Raw genomic sequence first — 15,036 nt, 5'->3', positions numbered from 1 at the left:
CAACATGCGCCGGCCGTGGTGGTGATCGCCCCTTTCAACCGCTGCCCGGCAGGAGCGTGCGCAAGGTTCGCGCAATGCAGGACGGGTAACGCTATGTTGGCAAGGCGCGAGGCAAGGGGACATGGGAGAGACGGGCAATGCGGATCCTGCTGGTGGAAGACGAGCCTGAGATGGTCTCGGCCTTGCGCTCCGCCCTGGTCCGACACGACATGATCGTCGACCATGTCTCGAGCATCGCCGCCGCCGAGGAAGTCCTCTGCGATCGGGTGCACGACGCCCTGCTTCTCGACAGGCAGTTGCCCGACGGTGACGGACTGTCGCTGATCCCGACCCTGCGTGCCAGCGGTAATGCCGTGCCCGTGCTGGTGCTGACCGCCCGCGGCGAGTTGATCGATCGTGTCAGCGGTCTGGAACATGGCGCCGACGATTATCTCGGCAAGCCCTTCGCCTTCGAGGAATTGCTGGCGCGGCTGCGCGCTTTGCTGCGCCGGCCCGCCAATCTGCAATCGCATATGGTGCGGGTCGGGCGGCTCTGCTTCGACTTCACCCACCAGGAGGCCAGCGTGGCGGGCACCCCGCTGGACATGCCGCGGCGGGAATTGCTGGTACTGGCCGCTTTGGTGCGGCGCATGGGGCGCATGGTGCTGCGCCCTTTCCTGATGGAAGCCGTGTTCGGCCTGGATGACGAGATCCAGTCCAACGCGCTCGACACCCATATTTCGCGGCTGCGACGCAAGCTTGCCGATGCCGATGCCGGGGTTGTCATCAACGGCATTCGCGGGGTGGGCTACCTTCTGCGCGAAACGTCATGACGGCCGCCTCGTCGCCTTCCCTGCGCTGGCGCCTGGTCAAGCGGCTGGTCGCCTTCCAGACCGTCATGCTCGCGCTGATCGTGGTGATCGTGGTCGTCGCCGTCTGGGGCACGGCGCGGTTCGCCGATGCCTATGAAGACAGCGCCCTCGACGTACTCCGCGACGCCCTGGTGCGCAACACCGACGACCTCCTCGTCCTGGGGGAGACCGGCGATCTCCGGCGGCTGCGCCGGGAAGCGCCCGATCTGTGGTTCATCATCCGCGACAAGCAAGGCCGGGATCTGAGGGAAGGCCGCGTTCCCGCCGACTATGCCCCGTTCGCAGCGGGCATGAATCACATCCAGCAGATCCGGCTCGGAGAAGACCGGGCCGGCATCGACAAGCCCGCTGCCGTGCTCAAATGGGTGGACAGCGCCGCCGGGCGCGTACAGATCCTCACCGGCACCCAGGGCCATATGTCCTGGCAGCATTTGTTCTGGGGCGTCTCCCTGAGTTCGGCCACCGTGATCGGTCCACTCTTCGTCCTGATGGCGCTGGTCACCCTTATGGTCACGCCGATCGTGGTGCGCCGAGCCCTTTCCGGGCTCGGTGCCGCCGCGACGCAGGCCGGGCGCATCGACATCGGCCAGCGCGGCGTTCGCCTGCCCCAGGCCGGTGTGCCGGCAGAGATCATGCCGCTGGTGAAGGCCGTCAACGATGCGCTGGCCCGTCTCGACAAGGGCTATGAGCGGCATCAGCGCTTCCTGGCCGACGCCGCGCATGAATTGCGCACGCCGATCGCCATCCTCACCACCCGCATCGCCTCGCTGCCGCCAGGGCCGGAGAAGACGCGACTGCTGGAGGACGCTTCGCGCCTGGCGGTGTTGACCGGGCAATTGCTTGATTTCCAGCGCCTGGACCAGCAGGAGAGGCCGACGGCGACGGTCGATCTCGCCGCGCTCGCCCAAAGGGTGATCGTCGATCTCGCACCACTGGCCTTCGCCGCCGGCTACGAGATCGATTTCAAGGCCGATGACGGGCCGATCCTGGTGACAGGCGACCAGACCTCGCTCGAGCGGGCGCTGACCAATCTCATCCAGAACGCCATCGATCATGGCGGGCGCCGCGGCACCATCGGCATACGCGTCGACCGCAGCGGCCGCATCGAGATCTGCGACGAGGGCGACGGCATTCCCGAAAGCGAGACCGAGCGGATCTTCGAGCCATTCCACCGCCTGCGCCAGGACGGCCGCGGCGCCGGACTCGGTCTCAATCTCGTGCGCGAGATCGTACGCCTGCATGGCGGCCATATCGCCGCATCCAACGGCCCCAAGGGCGGCGCCTGCCTGGAAATCGACCTGCCTTTGGCGGCGCGACAGGCTGAAGGAAAGATGCTGTCTTGAGCAATGGCCCGTTCATCGGGCTGTACTCGTCTTGAGGACGGTATTTCAGGACAGGACAGGCACTTTTACGGTCATCCTTCCAGATCGGCCTTGAGCTTGTCGAGAAGGGCGAGGGCGTGGGCGGCGTAGCCGCTGATCCAGCGGTCGTGGATGCGCTTGATCGGCAGGGCGTTGAGATGGTTCCAGCGCTCACGCCCTTCCCGCCTGACGATGACGAGATCGGCCTCCTCCAGCACCTTGAGATGCTGCATCACCGTGCAGCGATCCATGTCCGCGAAGGCTTCGCAGAGCATGCCGGTGGTGCGCGCCTCCTCCTTGAGGTGGTCGAGCATGGCCCGCCGGCGCGGATGGGCCAATGCCTTGAAAACCAGGTCTTCTTCGAGCTCGCTTGACATGTTATAAATTTATAACATATTGTCGCCTCCTGCAACAGGGAGAAGCCCGATGAAGCCGAAATTCAGGGTTTCCGCACGGATCGCAAAGCCGGTTCGCGAGGTGTTCGAGGCCGTGGTCAACCCCGGCAAGCTCAGCGCCTATTTCACCACGGTCGGCGGCGCCAGCGCCCCATTGGCGACCGGAGCGACCGTGGTGTGGTGGGGCAAGGTCCCCGTCGAAGTGGACGAGGTGATGGCCGACAGCCATATCGTGCTGCGCTGGGATGGGCCGAAACCCGCCGATGGCGCCGCGCGCTACAAAACCCGCATCGAGATGAATTTCGAGGCGCTGGAAGACGACGCGACGCTGGTTACCATCGCCGAGACCGGCTGGAGCGAGGACGCGCAGGGGCAGCACGCCTCCTACCTCAATTGCGAGGGCTGGTCGCAGATGCTGTGCTGCCTCAAGGCCTATCTCGAATACGGCATCAATCTGCGCGAGGGCTATTATCGAAGCGAATTGGCCGGCGTGCCGGCAAGCGAACCCTCCAGTGACACCCCATGACGGGACAAGGGAAACCAACCATGGCTGCGACCATCTATGGCGGCATCGATATCGCCATGAAGATCCCTCCGCATCAATATCAGGCCACGGTAGCGTTCTATCGCGATGTGGTCGGCCTGACGCCGATCACCGACAAGGCGCCTGCCATCGGCTTCGAGCTCGGCCCCAACAAATTGTGGCTCGACGAGGCGCCGATGCTGAGCCAGGCCGAAGTCTGGCTGGAGCTGTTCACCGACGATTTCAACAAGGCGTCCGGCCATCTGTCGGGTGCCGGCGTGGTCCGTTGCGACGCAATCGAGCCGCTGCCGGACGGATTCAAGGGCGGCTGGGTCACCAATCCCGCCAATATCGTCCACATGCTGCGCGAGCCGGACGCCTGGTGAGCCGAGGGCGGTCAGCCTCGCTCTCGGGCTGAAGCGACTTGACCGTGGTGACGCGCCCTATTACGAAAATGCTTGCAGCGGCCATCCATGCTGCTGCCGTAGGCGTTACCGTCATCCAACGCGTCCTTTGTCGAGGGGTTCCCAGCAGGGAGATCTCGATTCAACAGGGCGCTACGGTCATGCCATCCCACTTCTGCTCCGCCTTCCCGTCATCCCCTGGGGCTTCCATTCCGGTGCGGCTTGCCGCTGCCATGATGGTCGATGCTCACCTGGGATTGCAGGCGGCCCGCTGCCTCACGCGCAGCGGCGGCATTTCCGTGCCCCCAGCTCAACGGAGACGCAATACCCATGAAGATGACCGGCAACACCATCCTCGTCACCGGCGGCACCAGCGGCATCGGCCGCGTGCTCGCCGAAGCCTTCCACCAGCGCGGCAACCGCGTCATCGTGACGGGACGACGGCAAGGCCTGCTTGATCGGATCACGGCAAACCGGCCCGGCTTGATCGGGCTGCCGCTCGACCTCGCCGATCCCGGCTCCCTGTCGCGCCTCGCCAACGAGATACGCAGGCATTTTCCCGACCTCAACATGCTCATCGCCAATGCCGGCATCTCGCGCGCCGAGGACCTGACGGCGGACGGCTGGGATGTCGGCGATGCCGAGGCGATCGTGGAGACCAACATCCTGGGCGTATTGCGCGTGACCGCAGCACTCCTCCCGATTCTGAAGGCTCAAGCGGATGCGACGATCATCGCCACGAGCTCCAACCTCGCCTTCGTGCCTCGTGCCGACTTCCCGACCTATTGCGCCAGCAAGGCGTTCCTGCATTCCTGGCTCCAGTCCCTGCGCCACCAGCTTCGCAAGGTGCCCGTCGAGGTGCTCGAGCTGGCACCCCCTTATGTGCAGACCGAGCTCACCGGCAGCCAGCAGGCCTCCGATCCGCGCGCGATGCCCGTCGACGCCTATGTCTTCGAGGTGATGCAGTTGCTCGACCAAGGCGACCATCCGCAAGGCGAGGTACTGCTCGAACGTGACCGCGCTCGCCGCTGGGCCGAGCGGGACGGCCGCTACGAGGCCGTCTTCGCCGCCATGAATCCAGACTGAACCGCCGGTTCGCCGCATCTCCTGCGACCGACAAGCCTCGCCGCCCGGGCACATCTCGAGCGGCTTCAAATCATTTCAAAGGGGAAAATGGCGCACCCAGCACGATTCGAACGTGCGACCTTTGCCTTCGGAGGGCAACGCTCTATCCAGCTGAGCTATGGGTGCGTCGTTCGTCCTTCTAAACGATCGTTCCGCGTCCTGCAATCGCCCGATGCGATTTCGCCCGATGCGATTTTAAGCTCAGCCGAATGTCTTGCGCGGATCGAGCGCATCGCGCACCGCTTCGCCCACCAGAATCAGCAGCGAGAGCAGCAGCGCCGTCACGGTGAAGCCGGAGATGGTGAGCCAATAGGCATTGGGCCGCGCCTGGGCCTGCTTGAGCAATTCGCCGAGCGAGGCCGTGCCGGGCGGCAAGCCGAGGCCGAGATAATCCAGCGCCGTCAGCGTCGAGATGGCGCCGGAGAGAATGAAGGGCAGCATGGTCAGCGTCGCCACCGTCGCGTTCGGCAGGAGGTGCTTGATCATGATGGTGGTGTCGGACAGGCCGAGCGCCTTGGCCGCCCGGACATATTCGAGATTGCGGGCGCGCAGGAACTCGGCACGGACCACCGCCACCAGCGCCATCCAGGAAAACAACAGGAGGATGCCGAGCAGCACCCAGAAGCCCGGCGCCAGCACCGCCGAAATGATGATGAGCAGATAGAGCGAGGGAATGCTGGTCCAGATCTCGATGGCGCGCTGGAAGATCAGGTCGACCCAGCCGCCGAAATAGCCCTGCACCGCGCCGGCCGTCACGCCGATGAGCGAGGAAAAGAAGGTGAGGATCAAGCCGAAGAGCAGGGAGATCCGGGTGCCGTAGATGATGCGGGCCAGCACATCGCGGCCGGTATCGTCGGTACCGAGCCAGTTCCATTCGATGTCGCGGCACCCCGTCCCGCCCACGGTCTGGGCGGCGTCGCGGCACTGCTCGTCGCGCAGGGCCCAGGTGGGCGGCGAGGGCACGCCGCCGGCCGGCGGGTTCTTGTTGATGGTCTGCGGGCCATAGCGAATCGGTGCCCAGAGCACGAAGGCTCCGCGATCGGCCAGCAGCTTGACGAGGTAGGGATCGCGGAAATTCGCCGGTCCCGGCAGGTCTCCGCCAAGATCGGTCTCGTCGTAATCGACGAAGACCGGCGCAAAGACCTGGCCCTTGTCGACGATCAGCAGCGGCTTTTCATTGGCGATGAACTCGGCGAACAGCGACAGGATGAAGAGGGTGAGAAAGAGCCAGAACGACCAGTAGCCGCGCCGATTGGCCTTGAAATTGTTGAGGCGCCGCCGGTTGAGAGGCGACAGGGCAAGCCAGCCCCGCCGGGTTTGGGTGGCAGCCTCCATCTCAAACCTCACGCGCTTCGAAGTCGATGCGCGGATCGACGAACATGTAGATCAAGTCGGTGGCCAGATTGATGACCAGGGCCACCAGCGCCAGGATGTAGATGGAGGCCAGCACCACGGGATAGTCGCGGTTGATGACCGATTCATAGTTGAGCCGGCCGAGACCGTTGAGCTCGAAGGTCTGCTCGATCAGCAGCGATCCGGTGAACAGCGCCGCGATGAAGGCGGCGGGAAAGCTCGCGATCACGATCAGCATGGCGTTGCGAAAAACATGGCCATAGAGCACCCGGCGCGGCGACAATCCCTTCATGCGCGCCGTCAGCACATATTGCTTGCGGATCTCGTCGAGGAAGGCGTTCTTGGTCATCATGGTCAGCGTGGCGAAGGCCGAGACGCCCATGGCGATCAGCGGCAGCGTCATGTGCCAGGCATAGTCGGCGATCTTGCCCCACAGCGATAATTCGTTCCAATTGTCGGAAACCAGCCGGCCATTGGGAAAGATCTGCCAGAAGGCGCTGCCGGCAAACAGCGTGATCAACAGGATGCCGAGGGTGAAGCCGGGAATGGCATAGCCGATGACGATCACCGCGGAGGTCCAGCCGTCGAAGAAGGAACCGTCCTTGACCGCCTTGCGGATGCCCAGCGGTATCGAGATCGCGTAGGAGAGCAGCATCACCCACAGGCCGATGGAGATCGACACCGGCAGTTTCTCGGCGATCAGCGTGGTGACGGGCGTATCGCGAAAATAGCTCTGGCCGAAGCTGAAGGTGGCGTAGTTCTTGATCATCAGCCAGAATTGCTCATAGACCGGCTTGTCGAAGCCATATTGCTTGCGCAGGCTGGCGATGAAGGCCGGATCGAGGCCCTGGGAGCCTCGATATTGCGAGGCGCCGGCATTGAAGCTCGGTGCCGGGCCGCCGAGATCGCCCCCGCCCCCGGCATTGCCCGACAGCATCGACACCATGCGCTCCACCGGACCGCCGGGCACGATCTGGATGATGGCAAAGGAGATCAGCATGATGCCGAACAGGGTCGGCACGATCAGCGCGAGACGGCGCAGGACATAGGCGAGCAAATCGACGTTCCGGGTTGGCCTGTCGAACCTAGAGGAGAATCAGGGCGATGGGAATCCTGGCGGGACGCGGATCACATCCTGAATTCGCTGCCGAGATAGAGCCGGCGAGCTTCGGGATTGTCGATGATCTCCTGGGGCGTGCCCTGGGTCAGCACATGGCCGGAATGGATGATGTAGGCCCGGTCGATCAGGGCCAGCGTCTCGCGCACATTGTGATCGGTGATCAGCACGCCGATGCCGCGATTGGTCAGATGGCGCACCAGGGTCTGGATGTCGCCGACTGCGATCGGATCGATGCCGGCGAAAGGCTCGTCGAGCAGCATGAAGGACGGCCGGCCAGCCAAAGCGCGCGCGATTTCGACGCGCCGGCGTTCGCCGCCCGAGAGCGCGATCGAGGCGGTCTTGCGCAGGCGGCCGATCTTGAACTCGTCGAGCAGTTCGTCGAGCTGGCGCTCCCGCTCGGCCTTGTTGGGCTCGACAATCTCGAGCACGGCGCGGATATTCTCCTCGACATTCAGGCCGCGGAAGATCGAGGCTTCCTGCGGCAGATAGCCGATGCCGAGCCGGGCGCGCCGATACATCGGCAGCGCCGTCACGTCATGGCCGTCGAGCTCGATGCGGCCGTGGTCCGGCGGCACCAGGCCGGTGATCATGTAGAAGACCGTGGTCTTGCCGGCGCCGTTCGGACCGAGCAGGCCGACGGCCTCGCCGCGCCGAACCTCCAGGCTGACGTCGCTCACGACCGTGCGCTTGCCATAGGTCTTGGCAATCGACACCACCGAGAGCGTGCCCTCGACACTGACGGCCGGCCCTGCTTCATCGCCGTCAGCCGCATATTGCACCATCTCGTTCATGCCTGGCCCGCACTCTTCCTGCGGCATCGGGCCCGATGCCGCGTTATCCTGTTATATCAAGAGGCATTTTCAATGCCCCTGGATTCTATCCGACGATTTTCGCCAAATCTTTGATTTGGCATCGAAAATCGTCGGGTGTCCAAGCCGGGAATGCTTTAGCATTTTCGAGGCTTGGTTCCATTAAGCTGCCCATACCGAAAACCGGCCTGCATTGCGCATTCCGGTGTCCAATGACAGCTTTGCCGCACGCCGGTGAATATCTCGTTCATCGGGCAAAAACATGCCGCCTATAGCGTTTTTCTCTGGGGACGGTACGCCCCTGGATCAGCACTTCTGGTCGCCCGAGACGAAATGGCCGGTGGTGCCGCCGGTGACGGTGGCTCGGCCGGTTTGGGTGTTGACCACCAGCTTCTTGCCACGCAGCACGTTGCAGCCCTGGGTCATCACCACTTCCTGGCCCGTCAGCGTGGCGATGTTGGTCTCCATGTCGAGGATGCCGTCGTCGCCGGTCGCCTTCTGGTCCGGGGCAGTGACGACGACATTGCCCTTGGCTACCAGCTTCTTGACCTTGTTGTCAGGCGCAGGCGCCGCATCGGCATCGGCGGCTTCTGCAGTCGAGGATGCGTCGGCCGGCAGGGCAGCCGAGGGGGCCGCTGGCTTGGCCGGGCTGGCACCGGCAGCATCGGCCGGCTGCTTGCCCGGCAGGGACGCGGCCTCGTAGAAGACCGTCAGTTCCTCCGAGGTCAGCGTCGACTCGCCCTGGGTCGCCACCACATTGCCGGTGAAGATCGCCTTCTGCTCGTCCTGATGGGTTTCGAGCTGATCGGCCTTGATGTTCACCGGCTTGTCATTGTCGGAGGAGAAGCCCTGGAAAGGCGTGGAGGGCTTCTTCTCCTGCGCACCGGCCGGCAAGGCCAGTGATGAAACGAGCAGCGCCAGAGGCAGCAACAGCGCCGGAGCGAGGCGGCGAGACGTCGGGCTGGGTCGCATCATCACGGGCCTGCTCCCTCAATTGCTCTTCTTCTGGCTGCCCTGGGTGAAGACGCCCGAGACACCGCCGGTGCCACCGCCTTCGACCCTGGCGATGCCCGTCTTGAGGTTGACGGTCAGCTTGGTGCCCTTGAGCACGTTCGGACCCTGGATCATCACCACCTCGCCGCCCGTCAGCGTGGCGACATTGGTGGCCATGTCCATCACGCCATTGGCGCCGGTCGCCTTCTGGTCCTTGGAGGTGACCACGACATTGCCGCGGGCGACCAGCTTCTTGATGGAGCTGGCCGGCGTGCCGGAACCGGAGGCCGGCGCCTTGCTGGCGTCGGCCGGTTTCGTCTCGGCAGGCTTCGCTTCGGCAGCCTTGGCATCGCCAGCCGGCTGGCCGTCTGTCGGCTTGGCATCGGCGGCCTTCGGGTCGGTGGGCTTGGCATCCGCGGATTTGGCATCGGCCGGCTTGGCATCGCCCGACTTGGCGTCCTTGGCCTTGCCATCCTTGGCGGCGCCGTCCTTGGCGTTGTTGTCGACATTCTCGTAGAAGACGGTCAACTCATTGGTGCGCAGAACGGATTCACCCTGCGTCGCCACCACATTCCCGGTGAACACCGCCTTTTGCTCGTCCTGATGCACTTCGAGCGAGTCCGACTTGACGTCGACGGGTTTGCCGCTGTCGGAGGAGAAGCCCTGGAAGGGGCTGGCCGCCTTCTTCGGGGCGGCGCCGGCATCGGCAGCCGTCAGGGCCAAAGCGAGCGGCAGCACCGCGAGAGGCACCAGGCGGCGGATTTTCATCGTCATTGGGTGGGATTTCCCTGCACTGGGTTGGCTGGATTCGGGGGAGCGGCATTCGGAGCCGCAGCATCAGGAGCCGGCGCATCGTCGGATGGGGTAGCGGGCGTGTCGGCGCTGTCCGTGCCGTCTTCCGCGTCCGGCTTGTAGGGTACCTTGAAGCTGGCGCTGACGCCGTCCTTGAACAGGATTTTCGAACCGCCCTGCACGATGCTCAGGCCATTGCCCGAAATCGTGCCGGAGGTGAGATTGACGGTGACCGGCTCCTTGCTGTTGACCGTGCTGGCCTTGAGGTCGATGCTGGCGCTCTTCAAGGTCGCGTCATAGCCCTTGGTGGACTTGACGCGCACATCGCCCTTGAGATCGAGAAGCTGGCCAACCGTGTCGAAGGTACCGGTTTCGGCGCTCAGCGTGGCATCGCTCTGGTCGGGCGCGGTGATCACGGCCTTCAATCCGGTGAGGCTGACCACGCCGGGCACGCTGACTTTCTGCGTGCCGCCGGTGGCGGTGACGTCATATTTCTGCCCGCGATTGTTGGAGCCGGTCAGATGCGGCCTTTCGACGGCCAGAATGCCTTCGCCGGACGGCTTGACCGGATCGGGAACGACGATGGGCAGCGGCGCGAAGGGGTTGAACACCGCCAGAAACACAAAAATACCCGCTCCGGCAACCGCTATTGCGGGCACGGCAAACTTCAGGAAACGCACCAGCCTGCTGTGAGCGCGGGCAGCTTTGAAAGCGCTTTCACGCGAAGGCATGGCGGGTTGGGGGATCTTGACCCGCGCATCCATGATATCGGCCAAACGAATACCTATCCAAACGCTGCTAGCGGCGGGAAACCATCGCCACCGACCATCATATTGCGATGCGAAGTGGAGACGTCAACCCGGCGCCACAGGCGCCGTCCATCCCTGTCTGCAATTCCTCAACTTTGGGTGAAAATCGCAACAGGTGCGCCCTCATAGCAGATTTCGGGCGCAGGGGGAATGTGCCGAAGGGAACGCGTCACGCCGCCGTCACCCGCCAGGCCTCCCGGACGGGTGCGAGGCGTGCGGCGCCGGCTTCAGCTATGGGCGAAGATATCGGTCTCCGGCCAGCCATTGAGGTCGAGCAGCGCCCGCGTCGGCAGGAAGTCGAAACAGGCGCGCGCCACTTCCGAACGTCCTTCCCGCGCCAGGGTGGCGTCCAGCTTGGCCTTGAGTTCGTGCAGATAGAGCACGTCCGAAGCGGCATAGGCGAGCTGGGCGTCGGTGAGTGTGTCGGCGCCCCAATCGGAGGATTGCTGCTGCTTGGAGAGGTCGATGCCCAGCAGTTCGCGCACCAGGTCCTTGAGGCCATGGCGATCGGTGTAGGTGCGCGTGAGCCTCGAGGCGATCTTGGTGCAATAGACCGGCTTCGTCGCCACGCCGAAGGCGTTCTGCAGCGCGGCAATGTCGAAGCGGGCGAAGTGGAAGATCTTGGTGACCGAGGGATTGGCCAGCAATTGCTCGAGATTGGGGGCGCTCTTCTGGCCCTGGGCGATCTGCACCACATCGGCGGTGCCATCCCCCGGCGAGAGCTGCACCACGCACAGACGGTCGCGATGGGGGTTGAGGCCCATGGTCTCGGTATCGATGGCGGCGCTGGTGGTGTAGCGGGACAGGTCGGGCAGATCGCCGCGGTGGTAGCGAATGGTCACGGAAACTTCCTGAACTCGATATCATTGGGTCAGACGGCAAATAGAACCCTCGCAAGACGATGTGCAAGAGGGAGGAGAGCTTGAAGCCCACATCGGGAGAAGGTTTGCCAATGCGCCTGCGCGTGCTATCGACCTCCCCGCGAATTCATTCGGCTGGTACCCTTGGCTTCTTTCCTCGACCCTTTTCGTCTCATGCGCGCCGGCTGGACGCTGGCCCGCGAGGGCGCGCTCGGCCTCGTCGACATCCATGATTTGCCGGCACCGGCGCGACTGGCGGTGCGCCTCGGCCGGCTGGTCGAAAAACGCAACGTCAGCGGCGGCAAGGGCCTCGCGGCTGCCCTGGTGAAGCTCGGGCCGAGCTGGGTGAAGCTCGGGCAGTTCCTCGCCACCAGGCCGGATGTCGTCGGCTTTGCGGTGGCGCGCGACCTGGAAGAGCTGCAGGACCGCATGCCGCCCTTCCCGCAGGCCACCGCCATCGCCGAGATCGAAAGGGCGCTGGGCGGGCCGCTGAACCAGTTCTTCGCCGAGCTTTCCGAGCCTGTCGCCGCCGCCTCGGTGGCACAGGTGCACAAGGGCGTCATCCGCGACGCGGACGGCGAGCGCGAAGTGGCGGTGAAGGTGCTGCGCCCGGGCGTCGACCGGCGCTTTCGCTCCGACCTTTCCACCTTCTATTTCGCCGCGCGCACCATCGAGCGGCTCGACCCGCGCTCCAAGCGCCTCAAGCCGGTCGAGACCGTCGACATGCTGGCGCGGACCGTCGCCTTCGAGATGGATTCGCGCCTGGAGGCAGCGGCCCTGTCGGAAATGGCGGAGAACATCGCCGAAGATCCCGATTTCCGCATCCCTGCACCGGACTGGAATCGCACGGCCCGCAGCGTGCTGACGCTGGAATGGATCGAAGGCATTCCCCTGTCCGACATCGACAGGCTGAAGGCGGCCGGCTTCGATCTCGTCGAGCTCGCCCGCATCATCATCCAGTCCTTCCTGCGCCATGCCATCCGCGACGGTTTCTTCCACGCCGACATGCATCAGGGCAATTTGATGATCGATGCCTCGGGCCAGCTCGTGGCGGTCGATTTCGGCATCATGGGTCGTGCCGGCCTGAAGGAGCGCCGTTTCCTCGCCGAGATCCTGCACGGCTTCATCACCCGCAACTACCGGCGGGTGGCCGAAGTGCATTTCGAGGCGGGCTACGTGCCTCGGAGCCATTCGATCGACGATTTCGCCCAGGCCATCCGCGCCATCGGCGAACCGATCCACCAGAAGCGGGCCGACGAGATCTCGATGGCCAAGCTGCTGACGCTGCTGTTCGAGATCACCGAGCTCTTCGACATGAAGACCCGGCCGGAGCTGATCCTGCTGCAGAAGACCATGGTGGTGGTGGAGGGCGTCGCCCGGCGGCTCAATCCCAAGCTCGACATGTGGGCGACGGCCGATCCCGTGGTGCGCGACTGGATCGAGCGCAATCTCGGGCCGCTCGGCAAGCTCGGCGATCTGGGCCAGCAGACGCTGGAGGCGGGAAAGTCGTTCACCTTGCTGCCGAGCCTGCTCAACCGGGCCGAGACCTTGGCCGAACGCCTCAACGAGGCGGCGGAAAAGGGCTTTGCCCTGCTGCCCGACAGCATCGAGGCGATCGGCAAGGCCGAGGCCCGCCGCAATCGCTGGGGCAATGCAGCCCTATGGCTGATCGCCCTCGCCGCGCTCTACCTGGCGTGGAAACTGGTCTGAGCCCAGCGGCGTAGGCGACGGCATCATCTGGGGCCAAACGCTTCAGCGCCGAAAACCAGGGGCCGAACGGGTTCGGCCCCTTTGCTGTTCAGGAAAAGACACCGGCGACTTCGTTGCCGCCGATACCCTTGGGCGAGGGACCGTATTGGTTGGGACCCTGGGTACCGTCGAGGAAGCCGAGTTCGATGAGAACCCAGATGGCGCCGACGAGGGGAATGAAGCTGACCAGCAGGAACCAGCCACTCCTGTTGCGGTCGTGGCAGCGCCGGACCCCGATGGAAAGCCCGGACCAGACGAAGCCGACATAGACGACGATGCCGATCAGGCCCAGCACATAGATGAGCGGACTATCCGGCGTCACGGTCAGCGCCAGGCCGTAGAAGATTCCCACGACGACGCACAGGGCGAGCCATTGCAGAAGATGATAGATCCAGTAGTTGCTGCGGCGCAGCCGGCCCTGGAAACTGAACAATTTCTCCGCAAGTGTCGGTTCATTCATCGCACTCAACCCCTTTTGCTCATCAGCTCTTGCGATTTCGATGTTTGCCGACCTATCAGCACAGACGATTGGAAACAAGACGTCAATCTCGATCGGTGGAGAAACGTGTTTCCAGCGTGACAGAAGAACAGCAGCCAGACCGCTTGATCTCGTGGCACTTTACAATTCAGGAAATTGTCACAATACGAGCCATGGTCTTCATCTCACCTTGGCCTTGCAGGCCATAGGCGAGAAACCTCTTCGGCATCCCTGGGCTTTGACCGTCAGCTTGCCTTAAACGATCCTCGTTCGCTGCCCGCCATTGGCTGGCCATGCCCTCCGGTTCAGGACCGAAGCGATTGACCGCACGGGTACCGCGCCAGAAAAACAGATCGACCAGCAGCCAGAGATTGGCAAGCGGGATCAGTCCCATCAGCAGGAACCAGGCTGAATGGTCGCGATCATGGCAGCGCTTGGCCAGGATGCAGAAGCCCATCCAGCCCGCCAAGAGGCCGAGCCCTCCGAGCGGCGTCCAAGGCATCACCTGCAATGCCGCTGCCGGATCACGGCGGTAATAGGCGAATACCCATCCACCCCAGACGAAGGCGGCCGCCGCGAACATCACGCACAGGCAGGCATAGGCGAACAAGGCGTCGAAGCGAGGAATCCGGCCCTTCGGGCTGAGCAGCATCCGCCCGACGGTCATGCCGCCATCATTTGCACCGGCCTGGGCCATGTTGCATTCGTCGCGCCTGGCGTTTCCTCGAGCAAAACGCGTTCAGGCGCGAGCGCTTGTTTGCTCTATCTCTTTGGTTCGACGCGTCTTTGCGATTCGAGAGGCTTCCGTCCAATCGCAAAACACCGGAACGAGGATACACCTGGAACGATATTGCGCCAACGGCCTGCAACTTGAGGTACCGGGCGGGACGCCCCGCCTGCTCGACGACGATTTCTTCAAGCCACGGGGTTCTATGCTTGCGGAGGCCATTCGTCGGCAGGCGGGCCGAAGCGGTTGGGGCCCGGCGTTCCCTTGATGAAACCCATCTCGACCAGGGTCCACAGCGCGATGAGATTGCCCAGCCAGGCCAGCAGGGGCTGGACCATGATCGCTGCGATCCAGAAACCGAGGCAGCCCGCCGTCCAGCCGACATACCACAGGCCGGATTTACCGCGGTCGTGACAGCGCTTGAAGCCGGCGGCCAGATAGGGCCAGGCGCAGACAACCCAGCCGATCGCACTCATGCGGAAAATCTTGGCAGGCCCCTCGTCGTCGAAACTGGAGGTGGCGAACAGCCACCAGGCAATCCAGACCAGATAGACGAAAGCCAGCGGCACCGTGACGAGAAGATAGGCATGCCGGCCGATGCGGCCCTTGAAGGAAAACAAACCAGCCATCACGCCCCATGATCAATGATGCCGGTCCGACAAGGCCTTGCTGGACACCCGGCCGGCC

Annotated in this window: 17 protein-coding genes and 1 tRNA gene; 6 read left to right on the top strand and 12 right to left on the bottom strand. The window is 64.0% G+C overall.

The window, feature by feature from the left end; translation table 11 throughout:
* Nucleotides 1-137 precede the first annotated feature (137 nt).
* Nucleotides 138-812, top strand: coding sequence for a response regulator transcription factor (locus ABXS05_RS09495; protein ID WP_367623714.1), 675 nt, complete (start codon nt 138-140; stop codon nt 810-812).
* Nucleotides 809-2,194: a sensor histidine kinase gene (locus ABXS05_RS09490; protein WP_367623713.1), complete on the top strand. Its 1,386-nt coding sequence runs from the start codon at nt 809-811 to the stop codon at nt 2,192-2,194. Before ABXS05_RS09495 ends, ABXS05_RS09490 begins: the two co-directional genes overlap by 4 nt.
* Nucleotides 2,195-2,265: 71 nt before the next feature.
* On the opposite strand, the gene ABXS05_RS09485 is transcribed toward ABXS05_RS09490, so the two are convergent.
* Nucleotides 2,266-2,589 carry an ArsR/SmtB family transcription factor gene (locus ABXS05_RS09485; protein ID WP_367623712.1) on the bottom strand — a complete coding sequence of 108 codons (324 nt, stop codon included), beginning with the start codon at nt 2,587-2,589 and terminating at the stop codon, nt 2,266-2,268.
* 49 nt (nt 2,590-2,638) lie between these two features.
* Here ABXS05_RS09485 and ABXS05_RS09480 point away from each other — a divergent pair, with 49 nt between their 5' ends.
* The 3 genes from ABXS05_RS09480 to ABXS05_RS09470 all read left to right on the top strand — a co-directional run bounded on the left by ABXS05_RS09480 (nt 2,639) and on the right by ABXS05_RS09470 (nt 4,620).
* Nucleotides 2,639-3,133 carry an SRPBCC domain-containing protein gene (locus ABXS05_RS09480; RefSeq protein ID WP_367623711.1) on the top strand — a complete coding sequence of 165 codons (495 nt, stop codon included), beginning with the start codon at nt 2,639-2,641 and terminating at the stop codon, nt 3,131-3,133.
* A 20-nt stretch (nt 3,134-3,153) separates the two neighbouring features.
* Entirely contained in the window at nt 3,154-3,516 is a 363-nt protein-coding gene (locus tag ABXS05_RS09475; protein ID WP_311934774.1) for a VOC family protein, read from the top strand.
* A gap of 348 nt (nt 3,517-3,864) precedes the next feature.
* Nucleotides 3,865-4,620: an SDR family oxidoreductase gene (locus ABXS05_RS09470; RefSeq protein ID WP_367623710.1), complete on the top strand. Its 756-nt coding sequence runs from the start codon at nt 3,865-3,867 to the stop codon at nt 4,618-4,620.
* Between the two features lie 88 nt (nt 4,621-4,708).
* Here ABXS05_RS09470 and ABXS05_RS09465 read toward each other — a convergent pair.
* From ABXS05_RS09465 to ABXS05_RS09430, 8 genes are all read right to left on the bottom strand, one after another.
* Nucleotides 4,709-4,785, bottom strand: a tRNA-Arg gene (locus ABXS05_RS09465).
* Nucleotides 4,786-4,860: 75 nt separating this feature from the next.
* Entirely contained in the window at nt 4,861-5,994 is a 1,134-nt protein-coding gene (locus ABXS05_RS09460) for an ABC transporter permease (protein WP_367623709.1), read from the bottom strand.
* 1 nt (nt 5,995) lies between these two features.
* Nucleotides 5,996-7,069 carry a microcin C ABC transporter permease YejB gene (locus tag ABXS05_RS09455; protein WP_367623708.1) on the bottom strand — a complete coding sequence of 358 codons (1,074 nt, stop codon included), beginning with the start codon at nt 7,067-7,069 and terminating at the stop codon, nt 5,996-5,998.
* A 71-nt stretch (nt 7,070-7,140) separates the two neighbouring features.
* Nucleotides 7,141-7,950, bottom strand: coding sequence for an LPS export ABC transporter ATP-binding protein (gene lptB, locus ABXS05_RS09450; protein WP_376717713.1), 810 nt, complete (start codon nt 7,948-7,950; stop codon nt 7,141-7,143).
* Between the two features lie 297 nt (nt 7,951-8,247).
* Complete coding sequence (locus ABXS05_RS09445) at nt 8,248-8,916, bottom strand: LptA/OstA family protein (protein ID WP_367623707.1); 669 nt, start codon at nt 8,914-8,916, stop codon at nt 8,248-8,250.
* Between the two features lie 15 nt (nt 8,917-8,931).
* Entirely contained in the window at nt 8,932-9,708 is a 777-nt protein-coding gene (locus ABXS05_RS09440; RefSeq protein WP_367623706.1) for an LptA/OstA family protein, read from the bottom strand.
* Nucleotides 9,705-10,502 carry an LPS export ABC transporter periplasmic protein LptC gene (gene lptC, locus ABXS05_RS09435; RefSeq protein ID WP_367623705.1) on the bottom strand — a complete coding sequence of 266 codons (798 nt, stop codon included), beginning with the start codon at nt 10,500-10,502 and terminating at the stop codon, nt 9,705-9,707. The genes ABXS05_RS09440 and lptC overlap by 4 nt, the downstream gene beginning before the upstream one ends.
* 260 nt (nt 10,503-10,762) lie before the next feature.
* Nucleotides 10,763-11,377, bottom strand: a complete 615-nt coding sequence (locus tag ABXS05_RS09430; RefSeq protein WP_367623704.1) for a ribonuclease D — start codon at nt 11,375-11,377, stop codon at nt 10,763-10,765.
* A 192-nt stretch (nt 11,378-11,569) separates the two neighbouring features.
* Here ABXS05_RS09430 and ubiB point away from each other — a divergent pair, with 192 nt between their 5' ends.
* Nucleotides 11,570-13,105, top strand: coding sequence for a 2-polyprenylphenol 6-hydroxylase (ubiB, locus tag ABXS05_RS09425; protein ID WP_367623900.1), 1,536 nt, complete (start codon nt 11,570-11,572; stop codon nt 13,103-13,105).
* Nucleotides 13,106-13,193: 88 nt separating this feature from the next.
* Here the strand turns inward: ubiB and ABXS05_RS09420 are convergent, their stop codons facing one another.
* The 3 genes from ABXS05_RS09420 to ABXS05_RS09410 form a co-directional block, all read right to left on the bottom strand.
* The gene (locus ABXS05_RS09420; RefSeq protein ID WP_367623703.1) at nt 13,194-13,604 is read right to left on the bottom strand and encodes a DUF805 domain-containing protein; all 411 of its coding nucleotides are present in this window, start codon (nt 13,602-13,604) and stop codon (nt 13,194-13,196) included.
* A gap of 166 nt (nt 13,605-13,770) precedes the next feature.
* Nucleotides 13,771-14,319: a DUF805 domain-containing protein gene (locus ABXS05_RS09415; RefSeq protein ID WP_367623702.1), complete on the bottom strand. Its 549-nt coding sequence runs from the start codon at nt 14,317-14,319 to the stop codon at nt 13,771-13,773.
* Nucleotides 14,320-14,552: 233 nt separating this feature from the next.
* Nucleotides 14,553-14,978, bottom strand: a complete 426-nt coding sequence (locus ABXS05_RS09410; RefSeq protein ID WP_311939755.1) for a DUF805 domain-containing protein — start codon at nt 14,976-14,978, stop codon at nt 14,553-14,555.
* Nucleotides 14,979-15,036: the final 58 nt, after the last annotated feature.

The sequence above is a fragment of the Labrys neptuniae genome (genome assembly GCF_040797145.1).
Lineage (GTDB): Bacteria > Pseudomonadota > Alphaproteobacteria > Rhizobiales > Labraceae > Labrys > Labrys neptuniae.
Note: the sequence above shows the minus strand (reverse complement) of the source record. Positions and strands in the feature narration are given on the sequence as shown.